Source organism: Thioalkalivibrio sp. AKL8 (genome assembly GCF_000380525.1).
GTDB lineage: Bacteria > Pseudomonadota > Gammaproteobacteria > Ectothiorhodospirales > Ectothiorhodospiraceae > Thioalkalivibrio > Thioalkalivibrio versutus.
The window spans coordinates 39,596-58,276 of the sequence record NZ_AQYF01000004.1 but is presented as its reverse complement, the minus strand read 5'-3'; the positions used below and the strand labels follow the sequence as shown (position 1 = coordinate 58,276).

The window sequence follows — 18,681 nt, the reverse complement described above, 5'->3', positions numbered from 1 at the left end:
GGCGTCCGCAGGTGGGGCGGGGCCCCGATCCGGGTCGCCGGTTCCTCGCTATTAAAGGGGGCGCATTGTCTCCCCTCGTGATGTCGCGGGAAAGCCTTGGGCAAGGGTAGCGGCCACAACGGGGCGCCCGGCGCCGGGCTGCGGATCGACAAATGGCTTTGGGCCGCCCGTTTTTACAAGACGCGCGGCCTTGCCAGCGAGGCGGTCGGCGGCGGCAAGGTCCACGTGAACGGCGAGCGCTGCAAGCCGGCGCGTCGGGTGCACACCGGTGATCGCCTGACCATCCACCGCGGCCCGCAGGTCTGGGAGCTGGATGTGGTCCATTTGAGCGATCAGCGACGGCCGGCGCGCGAAGCCCAGGCGCTGTACACCGAGACCGAAGAAAGCCAGGCCCGGCGCGCGGCCGAAAGCGAACGCCGGCGCGCCGAGCGCGCGGTCGCGGACAGCGCCCCCAGCCGGCGCCCGGACAAGCGCGCGCGGCGCAAGATCCGCCGCTTTATTCGCCAGGACGGCAGCGACAGGAGTGAATCCGAGTGAACAACCCCGAAGGCTCGAGTGGCCCGCCCGTCACACCCCGGCTGGCGGTGGATATGGTCATCCGCCACTCGGCGCAGCCCGGTCGTGTGCTGGTGATCGAGCGCCACAACCCCCCGCACGGCTGGGCCCTGCCGGGCGGCTTCGTCGACGTCGGTGAGTCCACCGAGGATGCCGCGGTACGCGAGGCGCGCGAAGAGACCGGGCTGGAGGTCGAGCTGGAGGCGTTGCTGGGGGTGTATTCCGACCCGCAGCGCGACCCGCGCGGGCACACCGTCAGCGCGGTCTACATCGCGCGGGGCCGGGGCGAGGCCAGGGCCGGGGATGACGCTGCCGACTGCGCCTGGCTGGACCCGGAAGACCCGGGCCAGGTGCTGGTCTTCGACCACCGACGCATCCTCGACGACTATCGGCGCTGGCGCCTGACCGGCGAAACCGCCGCCCCGCGTCCGGTACAAAAAACGGGATGAATCCGGCCAAGCTGTTACCATACGGCGCTTTCGACCACCGATACGGTATCGCGTGACAAAGGCTGACCCCGCAACCCCGTCCCGGCCCGACAGCGAGCTGCCGGAACCGCGCGTCTACGAGCGTGCGGAGCACGGCATCTCGCGCGCGGCGATCGACGACAACGCCCTGAAGGTGCTTTATCGGCTGCGCGAGGCCGGTTATCGCGCCTGCCTGGTGGGCGGCGGCGTGCGCGACCTGCTGCTGGGCCGCGAGCCGAAGGACTTCGATGTCGCCACCGACGCCACCCCCGAGCAGGTGCGTGGCCTGTTCCGCAACTGCCGCCTGATCGGGCGCCGCTTTCGCCTGGCGCATGTGCTCTTCGGACGCGAGATGATCGAGGTGGCGACCTTCCGCGCGCCGCATGACGACGAGTCCGAGGACGAAGGCCAGGTCGCGCTGAGCGAGGAAGGTCGTATCCTGCGCGACAATCGCTACGGCACCATCGAGCAGGATGCGGTGCGCCGCGACTTCACCATCAACGCCCTGTATTACGACATCGAGGATTTCTCGGTGCTGGATTACACCGGTGGGTTCGAGGACCTGCGCGCGGGCGAGCTGCGCCTGATCGGCGACGACGTCGAGACGCGCCTGCGCGAAGACCCCGTGCGTATGCTGCGTGCGGTTCGCTTCGCCGCCAAGCTGGGTCTGACCATCGCGCCGGAGGTCGAGGCCGGCATCCTTGATCTCGCCTCGCTGATGCAGACGGTAGCCCCGGCGCGGCTGTTCGACGAGGTGATCAAGCTGTTCCACAGCGGTGCGGCGGTCACCTGTCTGGACGAGCTGGAACGCCTCGGCCTGTTCGAGCCGATGTTCCCCGAGGCTGCGGCCTGCTTTGCCGATCCGGACGTCGGCCCCGAGCGCCGCCAGTTCCTGGTCGAGTCGCTGCTGAATACCGACAAGCGCATCAATGAGGGCCTGGGTGTGAACCCGGCGTTCCTCTACGCGGCCATCCTCTGGGCCCCGGTGCAGGTGGCCGCGGCCAAACGGATCGCGGCCGACGAACAGGAGATTCCGGCCTGGCAGCAGGCGATGGCCGAGGTGCTGGATCGTCAGGTAAAGACGGTGTCCATTCCCAAACGCTTCAGCCTGATCGTGCGCGAGATCTGGGAACTCCAGGCGCGGCTGGAGCGCCATCGTGGTGGCCGTGCGCTGCGCCTGCTGACGCATCCGCGCTTTCGCGCCGGTTATGACTTTCTCTGCCTGCGCGCCCGCGCCGGCGATGCCGACCCCGAGCTGTGTCGCTGGTGGACCGAGATCCAGGAGCTGGACGAGGACGCACAGAAGGCCATGGCGGGTGCCCAGGGCAAGGGTGTTCCCAAAGGGGATGGCAAGGCTGGAGCCAAGAGCAAGTCACGCCGTGGCGGCCGGCGCCGGCGTCGGGGACGCAAGGGCGGCGCCGGCGCGAGCGCCGATGCGGGCGCAAACCCGGAATCGGGGGGTGGCGGCGAATGAGCAGCGTGCCTGCCCGCGGCGTGCACGCGTTCATCGGGATCGGCGCCAACCTGGGTGACCCCGAGACGCAGGTGCGGGACTCCTTTGCCCGGCTGGCGCATGAGTTGCCGCAAACGCGTCTGATCGGGCGCTCGCGGCTGTTCCGTAACCCGCCGATGGGCCCGCAGGACCAGCCCGACTACGTGAACGCCGTGGCCCGTCTGCACACCCGGCTGGAGCCGCTGGACCTGCTGGCGGAGCTGCAGGCCATCGAGTGCGCCTGCGGGCGCGAGCGGGACGGTACCCGCTGGGGGCCGCGCCTGCTGGATCTGGACCTGCTGCTGTTCGGCGAGCAGTCGCTGGATCTGCCGGGGCTGAAGGTGCCGCACGCCGGGATTGCCGAGCGCGACTTTGTGATCCTGCCGCTGCTGGAGCTGGCGCCGTCGCTGCAGATCCCGGGAGTGGGGTCGCTGGAGCGGCTGGCGCAGCGCTTCGACGGTGCGAGCCTGATCCCGATCGCGGAACCGCAGGAGGCCGTGGCGACTGCGGAGGGACGCGGATGAGCCTTGCCGATTTCGATTTCATCGCGGTAGAGGGGCCGATTGGGGTCGGCAAGTCCAGCCTGGCCAAGCGCCTGGCCGAGCACCTGCAGGCGGAGGGCATCTTCGAGGCCCCGGACGAGAACCCTTTCCTGGATCGCTTCTATCAGGAGCCGGACAAGCACGCCCTGGCGACCCAGCTGCACTTTCTGGTGCAGCGCGTGCGCCAGCTGACGCCGCTGGCGCAGAAGGGCCTGTTCGAGCAGCGCCATGTGTCCGACTACCTGATGGACAAGGACCCGCTGTTCGCCGAGTTGAACCTGCATCCGGATGAGCTGGAGATCTACCGCGAGATGTTCCGCCATCTGCGCGGGGGGCTGCCGCGCCCGGACCTGGTGGTCTACCTGCAGGCGCCGGTGGAGGTGCTGCAGGAGCGCATCCGCCGCCGGGCGCGACCGTACGAACGTCACATCGAGGCCGGTTATCTGGAGCGCTTGAACGCGGCCTATGCGGAATTCTTCTATCATTTCGAAGGACCGGCGCTCGTGATTGTGAACGCCACCGAGATCGACTGGGTGAACAACCCGGCCGACTTTGACCAGCTGGTGCAGTTCCTGGAGCCGATCCAGGGCGGGCGGCACTACTTCAACCCGTTGCCGATCTCGCTTTGAGGCTGGCAAGCCGGACTGCCCGGGAGGCATGAGCATGCGTCCGATTACCGTGAATACCCTGGCCCAGCGCAAGCATGCGGGTGAACCCATCGCTTGCCTCACGGCCTATGATGCAGCCTTCGCCGGGTTGCTGGATCGCTGTGGGGTCGACGTGATCCTGGTCGGCGATTCCCTGGGCATGGTGGTCCAGGGGCATGCGACCACCCTGCCAGTGACGCTGGAGGACATGGTCTACCATGTAGCCAACGTGGCCCGCGGCAGTGAGAACGCGCTGATCATGGCCGACATCCCGTTTCTTGGCGATGTCGATCCCGCTACCGCGCTGGTCCAGTCCGGGGCGCTCCTGCGCGCCGGGGCTCACATGGTCAAGGTGGAATGCGGCGCGATGGAGGTCCCCGTGGTCGAGCGCCTGGTCGCCGCCGGGATTCCCGTCTGTGCCCATCTGGGCCTGACCCCGCAGGCGGTGCACCGTCTCGGCGGGCACCGCGTGCAGGGGCGCGACCCGAAGGCTGCGGCGGAGCTGGAATCCCTGGCCGCCCAGCTGGAGAACGCCGGGGCCCAGGCCCTGCTGCTGGAGGGTATCCCCGAAAGCCTGGCCGATGTCATCGTGCGCAGCGCAGGGGTCCCGGTGATCGGGATTGGGGCCAGCCCGCGTTGCGATGGTCAAGTGCTTGTCTTGACCGACGTGATCGGCCTGACGCCCGAGCCTCCGCGCTTCGCGCGCGATTTCCTTGCCGAGGGCGGTTCCCTGGAGGGCGCCGTCCGCGGATACTGTGATGCGGTGCGGGCGCGAGCCTTCCCCGAATCCGGCGTGCATACCTTCAGTTAACTGCGTTTCCCAAAGGATGGATCCTGGCCCATGAGAATCCTGCGTGATCGGCCGCAACTGGTGGCCATGCATCGAGAGTGGTCCCGCAAGGGGCGCGGTACCGTGGCGCTGGTGCCCACGATGGGCAACCTCCACGAGGGCCATATGACCGTGATCCGGCATGCCCGGGCGCGGGCCCAGCGGGTGGTGGTGTCGATCTTCGTCAATCCACTGCAATTCGACCGCGCCGAGGATCTGGAGCGCTATCCGCGCACCCTCGACGAGGACGCCCGGCTGGCGACGAATGCCGGTGTGGACGCCTTGTTCTGTCCCAGTGAAGAGGACATGTACCCTGCCGACGGCCTGCCCCCGGTGCAGGTCGTGGTGCCGGTGCTTTCCGAGATCCTGGAGGGTGCCTATCGCCAGGGGCACTTTGAGGGCGTGGCCACCGTGGTGACCAAGCTGTTCAACCTGGTGCGCCCGGATCTGGCCCTGTTCGGCGAGAAGGATTACCAGCAGTTCAAGTTGATCGAGCGCATGGTGCAGGGGCTCGACATCCCCACCCGGGTGGAGGCAGTCCCGACCGTGCGCGAGCCGGATGGCCTGGCCTTCAGTTCACGCAACAGCCAGCTGTCGGAAGAGGCGCGGGCCGTGGCACCCGAGCTCAAGCGGGTGCTGGACGAGGTGGCGACCGTCTGCCGCACGGCCACCAAAGTCGACGCCGACCGCATCGCCGAGGTGGAGGCCCGCGCCAGCGAGCGTCTGTGCGAGGCCGGCTTCGAGCCCGAATACCTCTCCATCCGCCGTGCGGAAGACCTGATGGCGCCGGCAACCGATGTGCCCCTGGCCGAGCAGGATCTGGTGGTCCTGGCCGCCGTCTGGCTGGAAGGCGTCCGCCTGATCGACAACGTCCGCACCCGCACCGACTGACGCTGCTTGTTTCGGCTACTCCGAAGCACATGAAGAAATTCAAGAGTCATCCACAGAAGACGGGCAGGTTGAAGGCTGAGGGTGGTGCTGCAGGGCGCTGACAATCGGTAACGTTCTTGCGAGCCCCCGAACGCCGGGTCCTTTCTTTATTTTGCCACTCGTTCTGTCTTCCAGCCTGCCTGTAAGTCGCCCTTGAATTTCTCCGTGTCTTCGCGCGCTTCACGGTGAAAAACCATCGACTCGAGAAGGCGCGTTTGCCGTATCCGCCGGGATCGCGGATAATTTTCCGCCCTTCCGAGGTTCAAGCCGGGAATTCGCCGTATGTTTGTCACCATGCTGAAAGGCAAGCTGCATCAGGGCCGGGTCACGCATTGCGAGCTGGAATACGAGGGCTCCTGTGCCATCGACACGCGCCTGCTGGACGCCGCCGGCATCCTGCCGTTCGAGCAGATCCAGATCTACAACGTCGACAACGGCGAGCGCTTCACCACCTACGCGATCGAGGGCGAGGCCGGCTCCGGGATCATTTCGGTCAACGGCGCGGCCGCACACAAGGCCGCCGTGGGCCATCGCGTGATCATCTGTGCCTATGGCCAGATGGAGGCCGCCGAGGCCCGCGAATTCACGCCCGACCTGGTCTATCTCGACGCCGGCAACCGCATCGTGCGCACCGGTAACGGCATCCCGGTCCAGGCCGCTTAAGAACACTCTCCTTCGCGCGCGCCTCCCGCAGTTGTCGGGCCGGGGCTGCGCCGCTATCCTCGACGCCCATGAATCTCCACGAATTCCAGGCCAAGGCGCGCTTTCGCGACGCCGGCATCCCCGTCCCCGAAGGTCAGGTGATCGACGCCGTCGAGCAGGTCTCCGGGGCCTGGCAGGCGCTGGGTGCCGAGCGCGCGCTGGTCAAGGCCCAGGTGCACTCCGGCGGTCGCGGCAAGGCCGGTGGCGTGGTCATGGCGGATTCCGCCGATGCTGCGCGCGAGGCGGCGGAAAAGCTGCTGGGTTCACGCCTGGTGACCGGCCAGAGCGGCCCCGAAGGACTGCCAGTGGACCAGCTTCTGCTGGAGCCGGCGGCGGACATCGCCCGCGAGTTCTATTTCGCGATGCTGGTGGATCGTTCGCGCGAGCGCCTGGCGCTGGTGGTCTCCGCCGAGGGCGGCATGGACATCGAGACCCTGGCGGCGGAGCGCCCGGAGGCCGTGGTGACCTTGCCGATCCATCCGGCCACCGGCGTGATGCCCTTCCACGGCCGCCGGGTCGCCGCCACCCTGGGCCTGTCCGGCGACGCGGCGAAGGCGATGGCGCAGCTGGTGACCAATGCCCATGCCCTGTTTCAGCAGCTCGACGCGCAGCTCCTCGAGATCAACCCGCTGGTGCTGACCCATGAGGATCAGCTGCTGGCGATCGACGCCAAACTGACCATCGACGACTCCGCGGCCTACCGCCAGAAGGCGCTGTTCGCGGAGCGTGACGTGCGCCAGCGCGACCCTGCCGAGGAGCAGGCACACGAGCACGACCTCAACTACATCCGCCTGGACGGCTCGATCGGCTGCATGGTCAACGGCGCCGGGCTGGCAATGGCGACCATGGACCTGATCCAGCACCACGGCGGCTCGCCGGCCAACTTCCTCGATGTCGGCGGCGGTACGACGGTGGAGCGGGTCACCGCAGCGTTCAAGCTGATCCTGTCGGACCCATCGGTGAAGGCGGTGCTGGTGAATATCTTTGGCGGCATCGTGCGCTGCGACCTGATCGCCGAGGGCATTATCGCCGCGATCCGCGAGATCCAGGTTCAGGTGCCGGTGGTGGTGCGCCTGGAGGGCACCAACGCCGAGCAGGGCCGCGCCGCGCTGGCCAACTCCGGCCTGGACGTGATCCCGGCCGCCGATCTGGACGCGGCGGCGCGCGCCGTGGTGGAGGCCGTGGCATGAGCATCCTCGTCGACCGCGACACCCGGGTGATCTGCCAGGGCTTCACCGGCAAGCAGGGCAGTTTTCACTCGGAGCAGGCCATCGCCTACGGCACGCGCCTGGTCGGGGGCGTGACCCCGGGCAAGGGCGGCCAGGCCCACCTGGATCGGCCGGTGTTCGATACCGTCGCCGATGCGGTGGCGCAGACCGGCGCCACGGTCAGCATGATCTACGTCCCGGCGCCGTTTGCGGCCGACGCGATCTGCGAGGCGGCGGATGCCGGGATCGAACTGGCCGTTTGCATCACCGAGGGCATCCCGGTCCAGGACATGGTGCGGGTCAAGCAGGTACTGGCCGGCAGCCCCACGCGCCTGATCGGCCCGAATTGCCCGGGCATCATCACCCCGGAGGCCTGCAAGGTCGGGATCATGCCCGGCTATATCCACAGCCGCGGGCGCATCGGCATCATCTCGCGCTCGGGCACCCTGACCTACGAGGCGGTCAAGCAGACCTCGGACCTCGGGCTTGGTCAGAGCACCTGCGTGGGCATCGGCGGTGACCCGATCCAGGGCCTCGACTTTGTCGACTGCCTGCGCCTGTTCCGCGATGACCCGGAGACCGACGGCGTGCTGATGGTGGGCGAGATCGGCGGTGATGCCGAGGAACGCGCCGCACGCTATATCGCGGACGAATTCGACAAGCCGGTAGCCGCCTATATTGCCGGCGCCACGGCGCCCCCGGGGCGACGCATGGGTCATGCCGGCGCGATCATCGCCGGTGGCCAGGGTACCGCGGAGCAGAAGATGACGGCCCTGCGCGAGGCCGGCGCGACCGTGGCGGAGAGCCCGGCCGAGCTGGGCGCCGCGATGCAGTCCGCGCTCGCCCGCGCCTGAGTCGCCGATGACCTCGGACCAGCCTCTGCGTCTGGCCCTGGCCCAGATCAATCCGGTCGTGGGCGGGCTGGACGACAATCGCCACCAAATCCTCGAGGCCATCGAGCAGGCCCGTGCCGGTGGCGCCCGCGCGGTGGTGTTCCCCGAACTCGCGGTCACCGGTTATCCCCCCGAGGATCTGCTGCTGCGCCCGGCCTTCCTGCTGGGTGTGGAGCGCGCGGTGGTGGCGATCACCAAGGCGGTCCGGGGCATCGACGTGATCCTGGGGGCCCCTGTGCGCAGCGACGCCGGCCTGATCAACGCGGCCCTGTGGCTGCGCGACGGGGCCTGTATCGCGCGCTACGCCAAGCAGGTTCTGCCTAACTATTCGGTATTCGACGAGCAGCGCTATTTCGTTGCTGGCGATGCTCCCTGCGTGGTCGAGCTGGATGGCTGGCAGATCGGGCTGACCGTCTGCGAGGACATCTGGCAGCCGGGTCCGGCCGCCGGGGCGCAGGCTGCCGGGGCCGAGCTCCTGCTGAATCTCAACGCCTCGCCCTACCACCGCGGCAAGGCCGAGGAACGCCTGCAGGTGGTCGGGGCGCGGGTGGCCGAGACCGGCTGCCCGGTGGTCTACGTGAACCAGGTGGGCGGGCAGGACGAACTGGTGTTCGACGGCCGCTCGTTCGTGCACGACCCGGTCAACGGGGCCCGCGCCGTGCTGCCCGCCTGGGCCACCGGCCAGGGCCAGGTAGAGGCAAGTCGCAGTGCGCAGGGGCCGGTCCTGCGGTCCCGCGACGAGCACATGCATCTGTCCGCCTGCGGCATGCTTCCGACCCTGACCGACCCTGGCCCGGAACCGGACGAGGCGGACGCCCGTGACCTCTATCAGGCGCTGATGATCGGCATCCGTGACTACGTGAGCAAGAACGGCTTCCCGGGGGTATTGCTGGGCCTGTCTGGCGGCATCGACTCCGGCCTGACCGCGGCCTTGGCGGCGGATGCGCTGGGCCCGGCGGCGGTGACCGCGGTGATGATGCCCTATCGTTACACCGCCTCGATGAGCATCGAGGATGCGGAGGAGCAGGCGCGGCTTCTGGGCCTCGAATACCACGAGATCGCCATCGAGCCGATGGTGGAGAGCTTCATGGCCGGGCTGGGGGATGCTTTGGCGGCCTACCCGGCCGGGGCGGGGGATGTGACCGAACAGAACCTGCAGGCGCGCGCTCGCGGCGTGCTGCTGATGGCGCTGTCCAACCGCAGCGGCAAGCTGCTGCTGGCCACCGGCAACAAGTCCGAGATGGCGGTGGGCTATTCCACGCTGTACGGCGACATGAATGGCGGTTTCGCGCCACTGAAGGACGTCTCCAAGCAGTGGGTGTACCGCCTGGCACGCTGGCGCAACACGTGCGGCGCGGCGATCCCGCCGCGGGTGATCGAGCGCCCGCCCAGCGCCGAGCTGGCGCCGGATCAGCAGGATGCCGACTCGCTGCCCCCATACGATGTGCTGGACGCGATCCTCGAGGCCTTCGTCGAGCAGGAGCAGTCGGTCGCCGAGATCGTCGCCCAGGGCTTCGACCGCCCCACGGTGGAGCGCATCGCGCGCATGGTGTTCATCGCCGAGTACAAGCGCCGCCAGGCCGCGCCAGGGGTGCGGGTCAGTCCGCGCGCCTTCGGCCGCGACCGGCGCTACCCGATTACCTCCGGTTATCGTCCGGACTGAGTGATCCCCGACGCCGTACCCGGCCCCCGTCATTGCGAGGAGGCGAAGCCGACGCGGCAACCTCCGTCCGGAACCCTCGACGTTCGCTTTGGCCGGCGTCGCGGTCGTCCAGCGAGATCGCCACGGCGCTGCGCGCCTCGCGATGACGGTGCTTCCCGGTCGCGTCATTGCGAGGCCCCGCAGGGGCCGTCGCATAAAAGCAGCGAAGCTGCGTTGAACGGCCGCAGGCCGGCCCGAAGGGCGAGCGTAGCGAGCAACCTCCGTCCGGAACCACCGGATCCCGGCGCTCTGCCAGCTTCAGGAGGTTGCCGCGGCCCCTGCGGGGCCTCGCAATGACGAGGGCCTCGGACCGCCCTCGGGCGGATCGGCCAGCGCAGCGCCGGGGGTTTGATACACTTCCGGGTGTGAGACAAGCGCCCGCGCAGCGGGCTCAACCAAAGGGATTCGCATGAAGAAGATCGAGGCGATCATCAAGCCGTTCAAGCTGGAAGATGTCCGCGAGGCCCTGACCGAGATGGGCATTGCCGGCATGACCGCGACCGAGGTTCAGGGTTTCGGGCGCCAGAAGGGCCACACGGAACTCTACCGGGGCGCGGAATATGTGGTCGACTTCCTGCCCAAGGTGAAGCTGGAACTGGTGGTGGACGACGACCGTGTCGATCCCTGCATCGACGCGATCGTGAAGGCCTCGCGCACCGGCAAGATCGGGGACGGCAAGATCTTCGTGTCCGACATGTCGCGCGTGGTCCGCATCCGCACCGGCGAAGAGGGCAGCGAGGCCCTCTAGCAGGGCGGAGTTACGGGCATCGTCATTGCGAGGCCCCGCAGGGGCCGTGGCACAAAAGCAGCGAAGCTGCGTTGAACGGCCGCAGGCCGGCCCGAAGGGCGAGCGTAGCGAGTAACCTCCGTCCGGAACCACTGGATCCCGGCGCTCTGCGAACATCAAGAGGTTGCCACGTCGGCTTCGCCTCCTCGCAATGATGGTGCCACCCCCAAGGTGGTGCGGGGGCGCCCGCCGGGGGATGGCTTTACGGTTGCGCCGCTTTCCCCGCTTAATTCGTCAGGAAGGGGATGCGGTCCATCACGCGCCACAGGCCGCGGCGTTCCTCGCCTTCCAGTTCCACCGGTTCGCCGGCGCGCACGGCGACGGCGGCATCCGGGTAGTTCAGTTCCAGCACCGTCATGGTGTTCTCGGCGTGGTCTTCCAGGCCGAGTTCGGTGTAGGCGCGGTGCAGCACGGCCAGGGCCTTCGGCATCACCTCGGCCCCGGGATAGGTGGCCACCACGTTGCGCGCGCGCTGGGCCGCGGCGACCCAGGCGGTACGTTCCATGTAAAACTCCGCCACGCGCAGCTCGTAGGCGGCCAGTGCATTGCGGATGTAGAGCATGCGCTGGTAGGCGTCCGGGGCGTAGCGGCTGTCCGGGAACTCGCGGATCAGGCGGTCGAAGTCCTGGAAGGCCTGGTCGAAGGGTTCCGGGTCCATCTCGGCCGGGTCGCGCGGGAACAGGTTGGCGAGAAAGCCCTGCTGGCGGTTGAAGTTGATCAGCCCGCGCAGGTAGTACGCATAATCGAGGTTCGGATGCCGCGGGTTCAGCTGCACGAAGCGGTCCACGGCCGCCAGGGCGGGCTCCGGCTCGCCGGCCTTGTAGTAGGCATAGGGAATCTCGATCTGCGCCTGCTGGGCGTAGCGCCCGAACGGGTAGCGCGCCTCGAGTTTTTCGTAGTATTCGACGGCCTGATCGTAATTGCCCTCGTTCAGGGCGTTCTTGGCCTCGCCGTAGAGCTGACTGGCAGACCAGCCGAGCGTGGGGTCTTCGCGCCCGGCGCAGCCGGCGACCACGAGCGCCACGAACAGAACGACGAGCAGGCGCGACAGGTGCGGGACAGAAATCACGGCGAGGCCTCACAGATGAACCAAAGTCCAAGGATTCTACAACATCAAGCCCCAGTGGCGACGAGCGGGAGGCCGCGCAATGAGTGAACCGCGTGAGGCCCATCTGCCGGAGGAGGCGGCCGGGCAGCGCCTGGATGCCGCGCTGGCGCAGCTGTTCCCCGAGTATTCGCGCAGCCAGTTGACCCAGTGGCTGAAGGAGGGCGCGCTGCGGGTGGACGGCGCCTCGCCGCGCCCGCGCACGCCGGTTCGAGGCGGCGAGCGGGTGGAACTGATCGCGCCGGACGCCCCGGTGCTGGCGGCGCAGCCCGAGGCCATAGCGCTGGATGTCCTGTACGAGGATGCGGCGGTGCTGGTGATCAACAAGCCGGCCGGGCTGGTGGCCCACCCGGCAGCCGGGCATCGCGACGGCACACTGGTCAATGCCCTGCTGCACCACGCCCCGGAGCTGGCGCAGTTGCCGCGCGCGGGCGTGGTCCACCGCCTCGACAAGGACACCACCGGACTGATGGTGGTCGCGCGCACTCCGGAGGCGCAGACCGCCCTGGTGCGCCAGTTACAGGCGCGCAGCGTGCACCGTGAGTACCGCGCATTGGTCCAGGGTCGGGTGATCAGCGGTGCCACCATCGAGGAGCCGATCGGGCGCCACCCGGTGGATCGCAAGCGCCAGGCGGTGACCGGCGGTGGCAAGCCCGCGGTCACGCATTACCGCGTGGCCGAACGCTTCCCCGCCCATACCCTGCTGAACGTGCGTCTGGAGACCGGCCGTACCCACCAGATCCGCGTACACATGGCGCATATCCGCCACCCGATCGTGGGCGACCTGACCTACGGCGGACGCCCGCGGCCGGTCAAGGGCATGGGTGAGGCGGCCAAGGCCACGGTGGCGGCCTTCAAGCGTCAGGCCCTGCATGCGGCGCGCCTGGAGTTCGAGCACCCGACCAGCGGCGAACCCTGCGCGTTCGAGGCCCCGCTACCGGAGGACTTCGAGGGCCTGCTTGCAGCCCTGCGCGCCGATGCCCGGGAGACCGGTGATGCCTGAGACCCTGCCCCTGCTGGCGCCGTCCCCCGGCGAACTGCCGGCCGGCGTGCGCGCGGTCCAGACCACGCGGGTGGGCGGCGTCAGTGCCGGGCCCTGGGCCGCGCTGAACCTGGCGCTGCACACCGGCGATGACCCGGAACATGTGGCGGAGAATCGGCGTCGGCTGGAACAGTCTTTGGGGCTGGCCGCGCCGATCGCCTGGCCGCGCCAGGTCCACGGCACCGGCGTGACCAACGCCGACACCCTGCACGCGGCGCTGGAGGCCGGCGACGCGGCCGAGGCCGATGCGGTGGTCAGCAATCAGGCCGGGGTTGTCTGTGCGGTGCAGACCGCCGACTGCCTGCCGGTGGTGTTGGCGACCGCCGATGGCGCGGCGGTGGGGGTCGCGCATGCCGGCTGGCGCGGGCTGGCCGACGGGGTGCTGGAGGCCAGCGTGGAGGCCCTGAAGACGCTGCGCCCGGGGATGCCGATCCAGGCCTGGATGGGGGCGGCCATTGGCCCCGCGGCCTTCGAGGTGGGCCCCGAGGTCCGCGAGGCCTTTGTCGCGCACGACCCGGAGGCCGTTGCCGCGTTCTGCCCCGGCGCCGAGGGCCGCCTGCTGGCGGATTTATACCAGCTGGCCCGGCAGCGCCTGCAGCGGGCCGGGGTGGCGCAGGTCGCCGGTGGCGGACGCTGCACCTTCAGCGAGGCGGATACCTTTTTCTCCTACCGCCGCGATGGCGAGACCGGCCGCATGGGTACGCTCGTCTGGGTCGATCCCGGCCACCTGCGATAACCCCGGCGCTCGGTCCGGCGCGAGGGTTACCCATGGAGATCGCCGCGTCGCTGCGCTCCTCGCGATGACGGTGCTTTTTCCTGCCCCCGTCATTGCGAGGCCCCGCAGGGGCCGTGGCGACCTCCGCGCGCCGCCCCGACGTTCGTTCGTGACGGTGTTGGCGTTTGTCTGATGCGGGCGGTTGCGTCCGTCTATCCTTGAAGGTCGGGGGATTGTCCCCATCATTGGTGTCAGTTCACCCAGATTTGACCGAGGGGTTTCCCAATGCGAATGGATCGCCTGACGACCAAGTTCCAGTCCGCCATCGCGGATGCACAATCGCTCGCGGTAGGCCGCGATCACCAGTTCATCGAACCGGCCCACCTCCTGCTGGCCCTGCTGGACCAGGAGGGCGGTACCATCCGCCACGTGCTCGACCGCGCCGGCGCCAACGTGCGCCAGCTGCGCTCCGCGCTGGGCGAGGCGCTGGACCGCCTGCCCAGGGTGGAGGGTGCCGCGGGCGAGGTGCATGTCTCCAATGACCTGGGGCGCATGCTGAATGTCTGCGACAAGCTTGCCCAAGAGCGCAAGGACCAGTACATCCCCAGCGAGCTGTTCCTGCTCGCGGCGATCGCCGAGAAGGCCGGTGTGGGCGAGATGCTGCGCAACGCCGGCGCCAACAAGGACTCCCTGGAGAAGGCCGTGGAAGATATGCGCGGCGGTGCCCAGGTGGACGACCCGAACGCCGAGGAGAACCGCCAGGCGCTGGACAAGTACACCATCGACCTCACCGAGCGCGCCGAGCAGGGCAAGCTCGATCCGGTGATCGGGCGTGACGAGGAGATTCGCCGTTCGATCCAGGTCCTGCAGCGGCGCACCAAGAACAACCCGGTGCTGATCGGCGAGCCCGGGGTCGGCAAGACCGCGATTGTCGAGGGCCTGGCCCAGCGCATCATCAACGGCGAGGTGCCCGAGGGCCTGAAGGACAAGCGCGTGCTTGCGCTGGATCTGGGCGCCTTGCTGGCCGGGGCCAAGTACCGCGGCGATTTCGAAGAGCGGCTGAAATCCGTGCTCAAGGAGCTGTCGCAGGAAGAGGGTCGCGTGATCCTGTTCATCGACGAGATCCATACGCTGGTGGGCGCCGGCAAGGCCGAGGGCGCAATGGACGCCGGCAATATGCTCAAGCCGGCGCTGGCACGTGGCGAGCTGCACTGCATCGGCGCGACCACGCTGGACGAATACCGCCAGAACATCGAGAAGGACGCCGCGCTGGAACGCCGTTTCCAGAAGGTGGTGGTCGACGAGCCCACGCTGGAAGACACCATCGCTATCCTGCGCGGTCTGAAGGAGCGCTACGAGGTCCACCACGGGATCGAGATCACCGACCCGGCGATCGTCGCCGCGGCGCAGCTGTCGCAGCGTTACATCACCGACCGCCAGTTGCCGGACAAGGCGATCGACCTGATCGACGAGGCCAGCTCGCGGATCCGCATGGAGATCGATTCCAAGCCCGAGGTCATGGATCGCCTGGAACGGCGCCTGATTCAGCTCAAGATCGAGCGCGAGGCGTTGAAGAAGGAATCCGACGACGCCTCGAAGAAGCGGCTGGATACCCTGGAGGGCGAGATCGATCGCCTGGGGCGCGAGCTCTCCGATCTGGAAGAGGTGTGGAAGTCCGAGAAGGCCTCGGTCTCCGGCGCCGCGCAATTGAAGGAAGAGCTCGAGCGCGCACGTACCGAGCTGGAGACCGCCCGCCGTGCCGGCGACCTGTCGCGCATGTCCGAGTTGCAGTACGGGCGCATCCCGGATCTGGAGAAGTCCCTGGCCATGGCTCACGAGATGGAGAGCCAGGAGACCCAGTTGCTGCGCACCAAGGTGACCGACGAGGAGGTCGCCGAGGTGGTTGCGCGCTGGACCGGCATCCCGGTCTCCAAGATGCTGGAGGGCGAGAAGGACAAGCTGCTGCGCATGGAAGAGGCCGTGGGTGATCGCGTGGTCGGCCAGACGGAAGCCGTGCGCGCGGTGGCCAACGCCATCCGCCGTTCGCGGGCGGGCCTGTCCGATCCGAACCGGCCGAATGGCTCGTTCCTGTTCCTCGGCCCGACCGGGGTCGGCAAGACGGAGCTGACCAAGGCGCTGGCGTCATTCCTGTTCGACACCGAAGAGTCCATGGTGCGCATCGACATGTCCGAGTTCATGGAGAAGCACTCGGTGGCGCGGTTGATCGGGGCGCCCCCGGGCTATGTCGGCTACGAGGAGGGCGGCTACCTGACCGAGGCCGTGCGCCGCAAGCCGTACTCCGTGATCCTGCTGGACGAGGTCGAGAAGGCGCATCCGGATGTCTTCAACGTGCTGCTGCAGGTGCTGGATGATGGTCGTCTGACGGACGGTCATGGGCGCACCGTGGATTTCCGCAACACGGTGATCGTGATGACTTCCAACCTCGGCTCGCAGCAGATCCAGGAGATGGCCGGCGAGGCGAACTACGACGCAATGAAGGCCGCGGTGATGGAGATCGTCGGGCAGCACTTCCGCCCCGAGTTCATCAACCGCGTGGATGATGTGGTGGTGTTCCACCCGCTGGAGCGCGAGCAGATCCGGGCGATTGCCGGCATCCAGCTGCAGTTCCTGCGCAAGCGTCTGGAGGAGCGCGATCTGGGGCTCACCATCACCGACGCCGCGCTGGATCACCTGGGCGCCGCCGGTTTCGACCCGGTGTACGGCGCGCGTCCACTCAAGCGGGCCATCCAGACGCAGATGGAAAACCCGCTGGCCCAGTCGTTGCTGTCCGGCGAATTCGGCCCCGGCGATACCATCGAGGTGGACCTGGCTGGCGACCAACTTGCCTTTACCCGGGCTGCCGCTGCTGCCTGACCGGGTTGTCGCTGTTCCGATCCAACAAGGCCCGCCCCGTGCGGGCCTTTTTTGGGTCCCAGAGCAGCCGCGGGCGAAGGGGCGGGCGGCCGTATCCGGCGGTGGGGACGGTGACGGGGTCAGTCGTCGTGGCTGGCGTGGGCGTCCACCGGTTCCTCGAAGGCGATGAACAGGATGCAGTCCTCGGCCGATGTGCAATGGGTGGTATGTGCCAGCCGGGCCGGTCCGTAGGCATAGGTGCCGGGCCGGAGCACGACCGGGTCCTGGTCGTCGTAGTCGACCTGCATCTCGCCGCTGACGAGCACCATGCGTTCGGCGCTGGTGTGCCAGTGGTGGGGCGCGGTGCTGTTGCCGGGGAGGAGGAAGAAGACGTCGGCATTGGGCTGCGCCGGGTCACCTTGCAGCACGGCGAGCCGGCAGCCATCCGGCATGAAGTCCGGGCACGGGCCCCATTCGAGATCGGGGGAATCGGGTTCGTGGATGAAGGCCGGGCCCTGGTCCGCCGTCGCGACCGTCCAGGCGGCGACCAGCGTGAGGGCGGCGGCGGCCGAGGCAAGGCGGGGTATGGCCGCGGTGGGCGGGATATCGCGTTTGAACATGGTGCACCTCCTGTGGGTCATGGCTTCACCCGACGCGCTCCGGGTGGGCGTGTCGTGGTGTGGCTGACCGGGCGGGTGTCCGTCCGGAGCGGCTTTTGCCTGTAAGTCTGGCTGGTTCACGTGGGGGTGGCTTCCAAGATCTTGCGGCAGGGGGGCGGATGTTGCGGTAGGTGGGCACCAGGCAGCGCCACGATTGCCGGCTCGCTACACTCGGGGTCTGGGAGCTATCGGATAGGGATGTTCGGAATGGGTGTGTTGCGGGTGTGTGCGGTCCTGGCGGTGGTGATGGGGCTGGTGGGGTGTTCGCTGCTGGATGCGCGCGAGCAGCTGGCGCGGATGGGCGGGGCCTGTGTGATCAGCGGTACGGTAGGATCGAACGAAGGGGCGGATGGGTCGGAACGGACCGGGCCCTATGTGGTGGCGGTGTTCCGCGAGCCGGTCGCCGGCGCCGTTGTGCCCGAACCAGCGGACCACGTGGTGAGCGCGCGCGGCGGGAGCTGGTTCTTTGCCCTGGAGCCTGGTCGTTACAGCGTGCTGGCCTTCCGCGACGAGGATGGTGATCGCACGCATCCGGCCGGCGCACCGGTCCAGCACGTCGCGGGCGGCGATTCGCTGGATTGTGGTCCTGGCGGACGGCTGACCGGGATCGATATCCGCGTGAACGGGAATGATCGACTGGCGCACGCCATTCGCCTGCCGGATACACGGGGTCCTGGGGACGGCGCGGCGCCGCTGAGCCTGGGCCGGGTGACGGCCTACGGCGAGATCGCCCATCTGGAGGATCCGCGTTTCGCGAACGAGGTGGCGCGGGGCAGCCAGTGGCGCCCCCTGGATTTCGTGCTGGCGGGGTATGCCGGGGTGTACTTTCTTGAGCCATACGATCCCGCACGGACGCCCGTGCTGTTCGTGCACGGGATGAACGGCTCGCCGCGGGACTTCGCCGGGTTGCTGGAGGGGCTTGACCGAGAGCGTTACCAGCCATGGTTCTACTATTACGCCTCCGGGCTGCCGCTGCAGTCGGCCGCGGCGCATCTGGCACAGGTGGTCGAGGAGCTGGAGGTGCGCCACGGCGTCGAGTCACTGCCGGTGGTGGCACACAGCATGGGCGGGCTGATCGCGCGCGGCTTCCTGAACGAGCGCGCCCGGCGCGAGGCGGCGGCGACCGTGCCGGCGATGATCACCCTGTCCACCCCCTGGGCCGGACACGAACGCGCCCAGCGGGGTGTCGATCGTTCGCCGGTGGTCATTCCGGTATGGCGCGACATGGCCCCGGGCAGCGATTACCTGGAAGGCCTGTTCGCAGATGCCAACACGGAGGTGACCGAGCTGCACCTGCTGTTTGGCTACCAGCGCGGGGAGGGAGGCGCGCGCGCCACTGCGGACGGGGTGGTCACCCTCGCCAGCATGCTGCACCCGCCCGCGCAGCGCGAGGCGGCCTCGGTCTTCGGGGTGGCGACCACGCACGCCGGCATCCTGTCCCATCCATTGGTGCTGGAGCGAGTGGACGGGCTCTTGTCCGGCGTACAGGGGGACTGACTGGCGTCTGTGTTGGTGCGTGCCGCCGCGACGGCGCAATGGGATCGGCGTAGTCT

Annotated in this window: 18 protein-coding genes; 16 read left to right on the top strand and 2 right to left on the bottom strand. The window is 68.5% G+C overall.

From position 1 onward, the window contains the following. The first annotated feature begins 96 nt into the window (after nt 1-96). The 12 genes from G335_RS0102345 to G335_RS0102290 all read left to right on the top strand — a co-directional run bounded on the left by G335_RS0102345 (nt 97) and on the right by G335_RS0102290 (nt 10,715). The gene (locus tag G335_RS0102345; RefSeq protein ID WP_018175819.1) at nt 97-537 is read left to right on the top strand and encodes an RNA-binding S4 domain-containing protein; all 441 of its coding nucleotides are present in this window, start codon (nt 97-99) and stop codon (nt 535-537) included. Next, entirely contained in the window at nt 534-1,004 is a 471-nt protein-coding gene (locus tag G335_RS0102340; RefSeq protein WP_018168074.1) for an NUDIX hydrolase, read from the top strand. Before G335_RS0102345 ends, G335_RS0102340 begins: the two co-directional genes overlap by 4 nt. Nucleotides 1,005-1,056: 52 nt before the next feature. After that, nucleotides 1,057-2,496, top strand: coding sequence for a polynucleotide adenylyltransferase PcnB (gene pcnB / locus G335_RS0102335; protein ID WP_018168075.1), 1,440 nt, complete (start codon nt 1,057-1,059; stop codon nt 2,494-2,496). Next, nucleotides 2,493-3,038, top strand: coding sequence for a 2-amino-4-hydroxy-6-hydroxymethyldihydropteridine diphosphokinase (gene folK, locus G335_RS0102330; protein ID WP_018175818.1), 546 nt, complete (start codon nt 2,493-2,495; stop codon nt 3,036-3,038). Before pcnB ends, folK begins: the two co-directional genes overlap by 4 nt. After that, nucleotides 3,035-3,685, top strand: a complete 651-nt coding sequence (locus G335_RS0102325) for a deoxynucleoside kinase (protein WP_018144144.1) — start codon at nt 3,035-3,037, stop codon at nt 3,683-3,685. The genes folK and G335_RS0102325 overlap by 4 nt, the downstream gene beginning before the upstream one ends. Before the next feature lie 34 nt (nt 3,686-3,719). Further along, nucleotides 3,720-4,514: a 3-methyl-2-oxobutanoate hydroxymethyltransferase gene (gene panB, locus G335_RS0102320; RefSeq protein ID WP_018175817.1), complete on the top strand. Its 795-nt coding sequence runs from the start codon at nt 3,720-3,722 to the stop codon at nt 4,512-4,514. 30 nt (nt 4,515-4,544) lie between these two features. Then, entirely contained in the window at nt 4,545-5,423 is an 879-nt protein-coding gene (gene panC / locus G335_RS0102315; RefSeq protein ID WP_018175816.1) for a pantoate--beta-alanine ligase, read from the top strand. 321 nt (nt 5,424-5,744) lie between these two features. Continuing rightward, nucleotides 5,745-6,125 (top strand): aspartate 1-decarboxylase, encoded by a 381-nt coding sequence (panD, locus tag G335_RS0102310; RefSeq protein WP_018144141.1) that lies wholly within the window; start codon nt 5,745-5,747, stop codon nt 6,123-6,125. Between the two features lie 68 nt (nt 6,126-6,193). Continuing rightward, entirely contained in the window at nt 6,194-7,354 is a 1,161-nt protein-coding gene (sucC, locus tag G335_RS0102305) for an ADP-forming succinate--CoA ligase subunit beta (RefSeq protein WP_018175815.1), read from the top strand. Continuing rightward, a complete protein-coding gene (gene sucD / locus G335_RS0102300) occupies nt 7,351-8,226 on the top strand; it encodes a succinate--CoA ligase subunit alpha (protein WP_018175814.1) in 876 nt (291 codons plus the stop codon). Before sucC ends, sucD begins: the two co-directional genes overlap by 4 nt. Nucleotides 8,227-8,233: 7 nt before the next feature. Next, entirely contained in the window at nt 8,234-9,928 is a 1,695-nt protein-coding gene (locus G335_RS0102295; RefSeq protein WP_018175813.1) for an NAD+ synthase, read from the top strand. Nucleotides 9,929-10,376: 448 nt separating this feature from the next. Next, nucleotides 10,377-10,715, top strand: coding sequence for a P-II family nitrogen regulator (locus tag G335_RS0102290; protein WP_017940393.1), 339 nt, complete (start codon nt 10,377-10,379; stop codon nt 10,713-10,715). A 265-nt stretch (nt 10,716-10,980) separates the two neighbouring features. On the opposite strand, the gene G335_RS0102285 is transcribed toward G335_RS0102290, so the two are convergent. Next, on the bottom strand, nt 10,981-11,823 hold the full coding sequence (locus G335_RS0102285) for an outer membrane protein assembly factor BamD (protein ID WP_018168082.1): 843 nt from the start codon (nt 11,821-11,823) through the stop codon (nt 10,981-10,983). A gap of 79 nt (nt 11,824-11,902) precedes the next feature. Between G335_RS0102285 and rluD the strand changes: the two genes are divergently transcribed. The 3 genes from rluD (at nt 11,903) to clpB (ending at nt 16,490) form a co-directional block, all read left to right on the top strand. Then, nucleotides 11,903-12,862, top strand: coding sequence for a 23S rRNA pseudouridine(1911/1915/1917) synthase RluD (gene rluD / locus G335_RS0102280; RefSeq protein WP_018175812.1), 960 nt, complete (start codon nt 11,903-11,905; stop codon nt 12,860-12,862). Next, nucleotides 12,855-13,637: a peptidoglycan editing factor PgeF gene (pgeF, locus tag G335_RS0102275; protein WP_018175811.1), complete on the top strand. Its 783-nt coding sequence runs from the start codon at nt 12,855-12,857 to the stop codon at nt 13,635-13,637. The genes rluD and pgeF overlap by 8 nt, the downstream gene beginning before the upstream one ends. 270 nt (nt 13,638-13,907) lie before the next feature. Continuing rightward, the gene (clpB, locus tag G335_RS0102270; RefSeq protein WP_018175810.1) at nt 13,908-16,490 is read left to right on the top strand and encodes an ATP-dependent chaperone ClpB; all 2,583 of its coding nucleotides are present in this window, start codon (nt 13,908-13,910) and stop codon (nt 16,488-16,490) included. Between the two features lie 119 nt (nt 16,491-16,609). Here the strand turns inward: clpB and G335_RS0102265 are convergent, their stop codons facing one another. Beyond that, nucleotides 16,610-17,089 (bottom strand): cupin domain-containing protein, encoded by a 480-nt coding sequence (locus tag G335_RS0102265; RefSeq protein WP_018175809.1) that lies wholly within the window; start codon nt 17,087-17,089, stop codon nt 16,610-16,612. 246 nt (nt 17,090-17,335) lie between these two features. Here G335_RS0102265 and G335_RS0102260 point away from each other — a divergent pair, with 246 nt between their 5' ends. Beyond that, nucleotides 17,336-18,625: an alpha/beta hydrolase gene (locus G335_RS0102260; protein ID WP_018175808.1), complete on the top strand. Its 1,290-nt coding sequence runs from the start codon at nt 17,336-17,338 to the stop codon at nt 18,623-18,625. The last annotated feature ends 56 nt before the right edge of the window (nt 18,626-18,681 follow it).